Raw genomic sequence first — 1,827 nt, 5'->3', positions numbered from 1 at the left:
GCGGTGTCGTATACTTTTGCGGTCTTTTACTGCAAATATGGAGAAATTGGTTGTACAGTCAGCAAAGGGTTGCCGCTCTTTGGTCTGCCATATCTCCATAAGTTGCATTCTGTTTCTTGGACCCATAAACCTCTATAGCGTCCCTTGTTTCCCTGACAGAGCTCCCTTTGTTGTTCAGCTTCAATGCATCTGCAATGAGCTGTGGAGTGATCTGTACTTCTACTTTCTCTCCATCCATGGCTGTCAATGTGGCTTTTCCATCCTTCTGAATACATGTTGCCAACTCGTACACTCTTCTTGTATCCACACCTGATGGTCTCGAGGTGAAGAAATTGTGCAAGTCTGCCCTTTCCAGGTACCTGCTGATGTCTTCTGACCTGCTATAATCTACCAATTCCTGTTGGATCATCGGTACATCCACCGCTTGCCCTTGAGGATCTCTGAAAGTCCCCTGGTAGATCTTTATTCCCTCTTTCTCCAATACTGCTTCCTCCACCCAAGTTTTGGTTGGCTTGAGCGTTTCTGCTGGAATGTCAAAGGGTTCCACTTCAGCAAGAGCATCTTTGATTGTCGGTCTTTTTCTCTTTGTTGCTGATGACTTGGCGGAATCCATGGATCCTGTAACTCCAATTTCAGAAGTTAGCGTCTTTTTAGTACTGAAAGCCGAAATGAAGCTTTTAACTATTCAAATGACTTGAAAATTGAAACATGAGCTATTCAGGGCCTAAGGATGCAATGTAGGTGAAAAAATATGCAACTGGGCTCAAAAACATGCTTGAGACATCATACGCGTATGATGTCTTTTGTGTCAGAATGACTTCATATTGGTTGTGCTTGTAGCTGATAGTGTATACATGAGTATCATATGCTTGGATTTGAGTTTGGATCCCATTTGGTCAAGTTTTGGCCAGTTTAGTCCAGTTCAGGCTCTTGGCAAAATTTTGAAAGGGAAATGGATTTTATGATCCAAATTGGGTAAAACTTGGTGGATTACCTTCAAATGGCATGTAGAACACTTCTGTTTGGTGGTTGAAGCCCTGAGGTGCCAAAATCACATAGTGAGACATCATACGCGTATGATGTCTTTTAGTGTATTTTTGGACCAAATTTCTCTATAAGCTTGGATTTGGCTTTAGATAGGCTTATTCAGTGGATTTATCAAGTTTGGGTAGAATTTGGACTAAAAATGGCTCTGGAGACATCATACGCGTATGATGTTCTTTTCATCAATTTTTCATGGGATTGGTTCTGTGGACTCCCTATGTGCTAGTGAAGGACTGTTTATACTCAAATCTTGGTTTGGACTTGAATATGTTGGATTTGGGACAAAAATAGGCTTTGTATGAAGGATTTTCTCTTAATTGGGCTAATGGGGTGATCCACTTGACCAAATGGTTCCAAACTTCATATGTAGCATGTATTAGATATATATAATGGATGTATGATGACAAATGAGCAGTTTTGGCTCTGTAAGTGCAAATAGACATCATACGCGTATGATGTCTTTTGTGTCAAAATGGTGCTTTTTGGTTCCAGATAGCTTGTAGATGTGTTAATCAACAATCCTACAAAGTTTCAATGAGTTTGGAGTTATTTTGACAAAATTAGGACCAAAAATCAATTTTATGGCCTACTTTGCGTCTTTTTGGTTTTCCTTGGGTTTTCTAACTCCAATTCTCATGATACTTGGTTCATAGGATGTGATTAACATGTGGAATGAGGCTATGCACTCAAATGTTGAATTGGATGTGAAATTCATGCTGTGAGACATCATACGCGTATGATGTCTTTTCTTGAAATGTTGGTCTTTTTGTGCAAAGAATGCTT

General features: G+C 40.0%; 1 protein-coding gene. It reads right to left on the bottom strand.

Annotation, left to right across the window (positions count from 1 at the left end; all coding sequences use genetic code 11):
• Positions 1 to 58: 58 nt before the first annotated feature.
• Positions 59 to 613 (bottom strand): hypothetical protein, encoded by a 555-nt coding sequence (locus tag DD606_RS24915; protein ID WP_129259435.1) that lies wholly within the window; start codon positions 611 to 613, stop codon positions 59 to 61.
• Positions 614 to 1,827 lie beyond the last annotated feature (1,214 nt).

This window comes from Enterobacter cloacae complex sp. GF14B (assembly GCF_004136805.1).
Lineage (GTDB): Bacteria > Pseudomonadota > Gammaproteobacteria > Enterobacterales > Enterobacteriaceae > Enterobacter > Enterobacter hormaechei_C.
Note: the sequence above shows the minus strand (reverse complement) of the source record. Positions and strands in the feature narration are given on the sequence as shown.